The following is a 7088-nucleotide window of genomic DNA, read 5'->3' on the forward strand; positions in this document are numbered from 1 at the left end:
AGATAACTCATAATAATCACATTTTTTTGTCAAAGAAAGGGCCATCCCGCAAAGGATGGCTCTAAAACTTGCTGTTACAGATAGCGCGGTGAACAGTAGCATAAATGACGCTAATCTCTTGGATGTTTCCCGTGTAAATATGGATACCGCTTTTTAGGTATTCATTCTATGCTTTTACTCCATTCCTATTATTCTGATACTTTTCTAAAAAGAATACTCCAATGCATATATAGAGTATATCTGGAATTGAACGTCCAAAATAGGACTGAACTATTTGCTGCAGCGAAATGTCATAAATTAATGGAATAAAGAGATTATATAAAAACCAGTCTATTCCGAATATTACAAAGCTAAAAACAATTGCTCGTTTGACTAGTTGATACTGATGAAGTGTATCTTTCATTAAATAATAAATGATGCTAATTAGTAGTCCATTTCCCAGTGTCCATGCAAAAGTTTCAATTGGTTTTTCTATATAGGATGACCTTGCACCAATGATAGTATATGAAAAATATCGTCCTAGTACATATATTAAAGTAATGCTAAGAATAGAAATAATGTGCTTTTTAAATGGATTTGAATTAACTTTACTTGTGCTACTACTTCCAAAAAACACTCCCAGTAAAGTCCCCATTATAATAAATGGAAAAGCATCTCCCAGCCCATATAGGATTTCTTGCATAATTGAAACCCTATAAATAATACTAATTTCAATCATTCCATAAAACCATAGAATGCCAACTAAAGTTCCATGCTGACGGCGTTCTTGCGATCGCTTGCCTGTCTGTCATCCTGCATCATGTGTCACAACGTCTGGATATGCCCGCACAAAATGCAGTAAACCGGAAGAAGCGGTTATCCAGTAAGCGTCCGACCACCAAAATTGAACGGTGCCGACAGTAACACAATTCCGAACAAAATAGCGTAAAGGTTTCGTTCGGCCTGTATATTTGGCATTACTTGTTCATTACGTTAATCGAAAAGTACGGCATTACGGATTATCACTATTTCGGGATAACTGACGTGTGGCGGTGGCTGGGCATCACGGTATCCGTTATCGCAATCTCGTATGCAGCAGCGACGATCTCTTATTATGCCATAGAGCAGCCATTCATCAATTGGTCGAAGGGCAAGCCGTTCTTTCGGCGCAAGGCAGCGGATGCCACACTCGGTTTAAGCTGCATAAGTTATTTCTCAAAGCGAATTTAGCTGCTCGCTGAACCAAAGAAGGATGAACCGATTATCCCGGTTCATCCTTCTTTATTGAGATTCCGCACAAGAGGGAGGAATATCATATCCACAATCTCGATCATGGCCTTATCGGTCAGCGGCACGTGAGTCGTAAGCAGCTCGAATCGCACCAGATCAAGGGGAAGGGTGATGACGCGTTCCGGCAACTCTTCGAGCTTCAACTCACCTCGCTGCTCGGCGCTCTGCAGAATATTCTTCATGCATAGGGTGAGTGGGTCATCAAATCTCGAAGGTAACGTCATCCTGGAATGAAGCTCGTCCCCGTGGTATTCGACCATGAGACCATGAATGGTCTCGGCCCCGATCATTTGCATCGGTTTGATGATTCTCTCCAATAAGGTGAGCACGTCTTCTCTCAGATTTCCTGTATCGGGAGCGTCAAGAGAAGGCTTGGGAGTGTGCTTCGCCAGGGCGGCGACGATCAACTCCGCCTTGTTCGGCCACCTTCGATAGACGGCTGTCTTATTGGTCTTTGCCCGAGTAGCGACAGCTTCCATCGTTAGCCGGGAATAGCCGGTTTCCCCTAACTCCTCCCACGCGGCTGTCAGGATGGCATTCTCCAGAACGTCTCCGTGCCGCCTTGATCCCGTCGTTCGTTGTTCCTTACTATTCAGCTTGCGATCTTCCGATGGTTCTGCCATTTCGTATTCCCTCTCCCGCATGTATTCGTTCAGTCACTTTGGGCTCTTGTAAATAGTATATTGCATTTTCACTGAAATGATAATATACTTACAATCAATTAAGGTACGGTACGTACCGTACCCAAAGTAATGAGAGGTGGATATCCATGGCTAATAGCCTAACGGGGGCAATCAAGCCTCCTAAAGAAAAAATTGATCCCGGTATTTTGAAAATTGCACTTATTCTCGTTTTTGGTGCTATCGCATCCCAGTTGGATTCAACGATGGTCAATGTGTCGATTAACACACTCGCGTCGGACTTACACAGCACGGTAACGGCGATGCAGTGGGTGATCACGGGTTATGTACTGACCATGGGGCTGGCGGTTCCGGTCTCCGGTTGGGCGATTCAGCGTTTTGGCGGGAAAAATGTATATATGTTCTCACTGTGGGTGTTTCTCATTTCCTCGATCTTATGTTCCCTGGCTTGGAACACCGGCAGCCTGATCGGCTTTCGGTTGATTCAGGGGATAGGCGCGGGGTTGCTTATCCCGACGATGCAGAATGTACTCGTTCAATCGGCGGGAGGGCGTAGTCTAGGAAGGGTAATTGCGATCATTAGTATTCCGGCGCTGCTGGGTCCGATTCTCGGTCCAGTTATCGGCGGGTTAATCATGGACAATATGAGCTGGCGTTGGATTTTTTATGTGAACATTCCGGTCATGACTGCCGCCCTCTGGCTGTCATGGAGGCACATCCCGAAGGATGAACCTTCCAAGATTAAACCGAGACTGGATGTGATTGGGCTCCTTCTATTGTCTCCCGCGTTCGCGGTTCTGATTTATGGTATCTCGAGGATTAGCTCTGAGGGGCACTTATTCTCAGCGGGAGTGCTGGTTCCACTGTCAGCCGGGCTTGCCCTGTTAGTTATGTACACCGTGTATGCCTTGCGGTTGAGCCCGTCTCCGCTGCTCGATTTGCATTTATTCCGTTCCCGTCACTTCCTGGTATCAAATCTCACCTTGTTTCTTTCGGGTATGGTGATGAACGGGGCGCTCCTGCTGCTCCCGCTTTATTACGAGCAGGTCCGCGGCGAGAGTGTGCTGACAACGGGGCTTCTCTTAATACCTCAAGGGATAGGGATGCTGATTACACGAAGCTGGATAGGTAGACTGGCGGACAGGGTAGGTTCACGGGATATTGTACTGGTCAGCCTGGCAGTGACGCTGGCGGCTAGCATTCCATTCGCCTTCGCGGGAACGGATACCAGCCATATCCTGCTGGGCGCGGCGCAGCTTGTGCGGGGGGCTGCATTGAACGGTATCCTGATTCCGATTATGGTCACTGCCTATGAAGGATTACGCAAGGAGCAGATTCCGCATGCAAGCATCTCGACGCGCATCTTCCAGACGATAGGGGGCGCTTTTGGCTCAGCGATCTTGGCGACAGTTATCGGCGGGCAAGTGACAAGCGGAACGGGAGCGGGCCTTAACTCACTGGCCAATGCATATCAAGTAGCCTTCTGGTGGTCTGTCGGGTTTGCTGCTGTTTCCTTTCTTCCGGCGATATTCATGTCTAATCAAAAGAAATAACTAGAGGGAGAACCCGGATCTTTCGTTTAACAGGCCATTCCGCCAAAGGGATGGCCTGATTTTACATTTGAGCGTTATGTCTTACTTTATTTTGAACATCTGATAAATCACACCGTCGAACATTTTGTCGGACAGAATTTTTCGCATAAACAAAGCTAGTTTGGCATTATTTGCTACATCTTGTTTTCGGGGAAGAAGTACCACCTGTATTTTTAAATGTTCTTATAAAAGCGGCGGCCATTTTACTGTAAGCTGTATTTCCCGAGGTCTTCTCCACATGTTCGAACGCAACCCCAGCCCATTCACTTTTCGTTGCTCCCGGCTGGATAATAACCACATCGATACCGAAAGGTTTGACTTCAAGGCGAAGGCAATCGGAGAATCCTTCCAGGGCGTGCTTTGCAGCATGGTACCAAGCACCTAGCAGAGTGTAGATTTTGCCGCTAGCCTCCAGCTGATAATCGGGGATACTTCTCTCGAATAAATTTCAGGAAAACTTCGGACACCGGTGTCAACTTCCTGTCCCTCTTCCACACGACTCCCACGGTAAGCTTGCTTGCAGGATCATCCACTTTAACCCAAGCCATGGGATAATTGCGCACACCTAAAGTCTTCGGCAGCAAGGAGATTCCGTAACCTGCAGATACCAGTCCAGCGACCATATCCAATTCATCCGCACGGTAAACCGTGTTCGGTTCGACACTGGAACGGGCCAGCAACTCCTCAACGGTATAACTTAACGCGCAGGACGGTTTTAACCCGACATAGGGCACCCCGTGGAGCTCCTCCAAGCGGATACTGTTCTTGTTCGCCCAAGGATGGTGGAGCGGCATAGCTAAATAAAGCTCGGACTCGCCTATGAAATGCCAATGGAATGCATCGTGAACAGATTCCCGAGTCGTTATGCCGAAATCGCAGTCATTATTCAAGAGCCGCAAGACCAATTCGTCGATCGGGCATTGATTCAGATCAAAGCGGATATCCGTATGCCGCTCGCGAAACGCTCCAAGCATTGAGGGAAAAAGCTCAGCACCCAGGATATGGGGAAAGCAAAGCGATAAGATTCCCGACCATGGATTGATTTGATTAGCGATTTCTTGTTTGGCCTTCTCGATCTCCATTAAAGCAGTCTGGGCTCCCCCCAAGAAAAGCTGACCATAGCGATTCAACACCAGATTGCGTCCGCGGCGTTCGAATAACTCCACGCCGATTTCTTTCTCCAGCGTAGTGATGGAACGGCTCAACGCAGGCTGTGTGACGGACATTTCTTTAGCCGCATTCGTCATATGCTGCGACTTGGCTACCGCGATGAAATATTCAAGCTGTTGCCACTCCATAGTGTAGCCCCTCTCATAGATAACAAAAACTCATCATTTATATGACAATAATAAATTAGACGCATGAATAAAACAAGATTAGGATTACAGTATATCGATTGGAGAGGAGACAACAAGCATGTCAACTTATCAGGCACTGACGTTCGATTGGCAAGGATCAAGCTTAAAGCCGGAGATCCGCGAATATTCCATGGCCGATCTTCCTAATGGGGAAGTAACGATCCGGGTATCCTATTCCGGCGTTAATTATAAGGACGGATTGAGTACGATACCAGGAGCCGGAATTGTGAGTAAGTATCCACACGTACCCGGTATCGATCTTGCCGGTACCGTAGTCGCTTCCTCTGACCCATCGTTCAAAGAAGGGGATGAGGTGCTCATTACCGGATACGGACTTGGGGCATCCCACCCCGGCGGGTTTAGCGAGTACGCACGCGTTCCCTCGGCATGGGTCGTGCCTATGCCGTCCGGTTTGACCGCGAAGGCTGCGATGGCTATCGGCACCGCCGGATTTACGGCCGCGTTATCTGTGCATCGTATGGAGGAGAACGGTCTGAATCCTGGACAAGGCTCCGTCCTGGTGAGCGGCGCTACCGGAGGCGTCGGAAGCTGGGCTGTATCGATGCTGGCCAAATCAGGATATGAGGTGACGGCAAGCACCCGCAAGAGTTCTGAAAGTGAATATTTAAAGAGAATCGGTGCGAAGGAGACGATCTCGCCGTCGGAGCTAGAGGAGCAGGATGCGAAGCCGGTCAACCGGGAGCGCTGGGCTGGAGCCGTCGATCCGGTCGGCGGGCCTTTCCTGAATCACGTCTTGAAATCGGTGAAATACGGCGGCTCCGTCGCACTTAGCGGCTTCACGGGAGGAGCAGAACTGGCTTCCACGGTGTACCCTTTTATCCTGCGGGGTGTCAATCTGCTCGGTATCGATTCGGTGTTATGTCCGATGGACGTTCGGCGTACGGTTTGGAACCGGATTGCTGCCGAATGGAAGCCGGATGAAGCTCTGTTGAACTCTATCGTGAATGAGATCTCGTTAGCTGATCTTCCTGAAGCGATCGCTCAAGTGTTGCAGGGACGCATGCGCGGACGTTATATCGTTGCACTGTCCTGACCGGAATCATTGGGTTGGACCCGTTATTCGTGATCTCAAATTATTCAGCACTAAAGGAGAGGATTCTTATGCCAACAGTTCAAAGTAAAATATCTATTAATGCTTCAGCCGAACAGGTTTGGGACGCAGTGAGAGATGTAGGGGCATTCCATGTTCGTCTCGTCCCGGGCTATACGGAGAATACACTTTTAGACGGAGATAAAAGGACACTAATTCTGCCTAATGGCGGCACCGTACATGAACTGATTGTTTCTGTTGATGACCAAGAGCGCCGCATGGTATTTGCTGTAAAGGAAGGTCGGATGCCACTTCTTCATCATAATGCTTCATTCCAGGTATTCCCTGACAACGAAGATGGCAGTACTCTAGTTTGGATTACTGATTTTCTGCCTAAGGAACTAACAGAAGAAATTAAGGCACAGGCAAATCTCGTGTTGGGGGTAATCAAAAACACAATTGAAGCGCAATCAAAAACTCAATAGTCATTGATATTAGATTCCCTTCATCTATCACCGACAATCAGGCCGCCGATTCCTTTGGCGGCCTTCTTGGCTGGGCGGATTTTTATTGGCATCCGCCCAGTCGCCTTTTCCGCGAATGCATATGATGATTATGCCTACTCATTGAAAGGAGCGATCACATATGGGATTTTTTCCAACTCCGGGACCTGGCGGAGGGTTTCCAGGCGGACCTGGCGTGCCGGGAGGACCAGGAGGACCAGGAGGACCAGGAGGACCGGGGTTTCCAGGTGGATTTCCAGGAGGATCACCGGGAACTCCGGGAGGTACACCGGGAGGGGTTCAACCGCCGACGGCTCCTCCACCGCAATTCGTACCGCAAATGCAGGCCACCGCATTTGCCGTCGACCCCGGCGGGATCAGACGCTGTCTGTTCCGCAACACATACATTTGGCTGAACAACGGCGAGCAGTTCTGGTTCTTTCCGGTATTCGTCGGGCGTAATTCCGTTGCAGGGTTCAGATGGTTCGGTTTCTTCTGGGGCTACTTCGGTATCGATTTGAAACGGGTTAGCTCGTTCACGTGTTTCTAAAACAGACAGCGAAAAAGAACAGCCTGCGGGCTGTTCTTTTTGTTAGTGCGCCCAGCATGGGCGCTATCTCTAGGGTTGAAGTCCCGAATGGCGAAGGCAGTAGTAGCCATTAGCTTAAGGCAAG

9 protein-coding genes are annotated in these 7088 nt (G+C 48.8%); 5 read left to right on the forward strand and 4 right to left on the reverse strand.

From position 1 onward, the window contains the following. Positions 1–166: 166 nt before the first annotated feature. Complete coding sequence (locus ACAN55_RS23370; RefSeq protein WP_379138744.1) at positions 167–718, reverse strand: hypothetical protein; 552 nt, start codon at positions 716–718, stop codon at positions 167–169. Between the two features lie 242 nt (positions 719–960). On the opposite strand from ACAN55_RS23370, the gene ACAN55_RS23375 reads away from it, so the two are divergent. Then, on the forward strand, positions 961–1209 hold the full coding sequence (locus tag ACAN55_RS23375; protein WP_379138746.1) for a hypothetical protein: 249 nt from the start codon (positions 961–963) through the stop codon (positions 1207–1209). A gap of 41 nt (positions 1210–1250) precedes the next feature. Here the strand turns inward: ACAN55_RS23375 and ACAN55_RS23380 are convergent, their stop codons facing one another. Then, the gene (locus ACAN55_RS23380; protein WP_379138749.1) at positions 1251–1892 is read right to left on the reverse strand and encodes a TetR/AcrR family transcriptional regulator; all 642 of its coding nucleotides are present in this window, start codon (positions 1890–1892) and stop codon (positions 1251–1253) included. A gap of 146 nt (positions 1893–2038) precedes the next feature. On the opposite strand from ACAN55_RS23380, the gene ACAN55_RS23385 reads away from it, so the two are divergent. Further along, positions 2039–3463, forward strand: a complete 1425-nt coding sequence (locus ACAN55_RS23385) for an MDR family MFS transporter (RefSeq protein WP_379138752.1) — start codon at positions 2039–2041, stop codon at positions 3461–3463. Between the two features lie 166 nt (positions 3464–3629). Here the strand turns inward: ACAN55_RS23385 and ACAN55_RS23390 are convergent, their stop codons facing one another. Together ACAN55_RS23390 and ACAN55_RS23395 are read right to left on the reverse strand one after the other, a co-directional pair. Next, complete coding sequence (locus ACAN55_RS23390) at positions 3630–3932, reverse strand: SDR family NAD(P)-dependent oxidoreductase (RefSeq protein ID WP_379138767.1); 303 nt, start codon at positions 3930–3932, stop codon at positions 3630–3632. Beyond that, positions 3907–4800, reverse strand: a complete 894-nt coding sequence (locus ACAN55_RS23395) for a LysR family transcriptional regulator (protein WP_379138755.1) — start codon at positions 4798–4800, stop codon at positions 3907–3909. Before ACAN55_RS23395 ends, ACAN55_RS23390 begins: the two co-directional genes overlap by 26 nt. 118 nt (positions 4801–4918) lie before the next feature. On the opposite strand from ACAN55_RS23395, the gene ACAN55_RS23400 reads away from it, so the two are divergent. The 3 genes from ACAN55_RS23400 to ACAN55_RS23410 all read left to right on the forward strand — a co-directional run bounded on the left by ACAN55_RS23400 (position 4919) and on the right by ACAN55_RS23410 (position 6964). After that, the gene (locus ACAN55_RS23400; RefSeq protein WP_379138758.1) at positions 4919–5914 is read left to right on the forward strand and encodes an acrylyl-CoA reductase family protein; all 996 of its coding nucleotides are present in this window, start codon (positions 4919–4921) and stop codon (positions 5912–5914) included. A gap of 68 nt (positions 5915–5982) precedes the next feature. Continuing rightward, the gene (locus tag ACAN55_RS23405; RefSeq protein ID WP_379138761.1) at positions 5983–6396 is read left to right on the forward strand and encodes an SRPBCC family protein; all 414 of its coding nucleotides are present in this window, start codon (positions 5983–5985) and stop codon (positions 6394–6396) included. Between the two features lie 160 nt (positions 6397–6556). Next, positions 6557–6964, forward strand: coding sequence for a collagen-like protein (locus ACAN55_RS23410; RefSeq protein WP_379138764.1), 408 nt, complete (start codon positions 6557–6559; stop codon positions 6962–6964). Positions 6965–7088 lie beyond the last annotated feature (124 nt).

Source organism: Paenibacillus oryziterrae (assembly GCF_042610485.1).
Lineage (GTDB): Bacteria > Bacillota > Bacilli > Paenibacillales > Paenibacillaceae > Paenibacillus_AQ.

Bases quoted from the DNA above. Each gene is read 5' to 3' on its own strand.
- ACAN55_RS23400 (WP_379138758.1), top strand. From the start codon at position 4,919: ATGTCAACTTATCAGGCACTGACGTTCGATTGGCAAGGATCAAGCTTA.
- ACAN55_RS23370 (WP_379138744.1), bottom strand. From the start codon at position 718: ATGATTGAAATTAGTATTATTTATAGGGTTTCAATTATGCAAGAAATC.
- ACAN55_RS23395 (WP_379138755.1), bottom strand. From the start codon at position 4,800: ATGGAGTGGCAACAGCTTGAATATTTCATCGCGGTAGCCAAGTCGCAG.
- ACAN55_RS23385 (WP_379138752.1), top strand. From the start codon at position 2,039: ATGGCTAATAGCCTAACGGGGGCAATCAAGCCTCCTAAAGAAAAAATT.
- ACAN55_RS23405 (WP_379138761.1), top strand. From the start codon at position 5,983: ATGCCAACAGTTCAAAGTAAAATATCTATTAATGCTTCAGCCGAACAG.
- ACAN55_RS23410 (WP_379138764.1), top strand. From the start codon at position 6,557: ATGGGATTTTTTCCAACTCCGGGACCTGGCGGAGGGTTTCCAGGCGGA.
- ACAN55_RS23380 (WP_379138749.1), bottom strand. From the start codon at position 1,892: ATGGCAGAACCATCGGAAGATCGCAAGCTGAATAGTAAGGAACAACGA.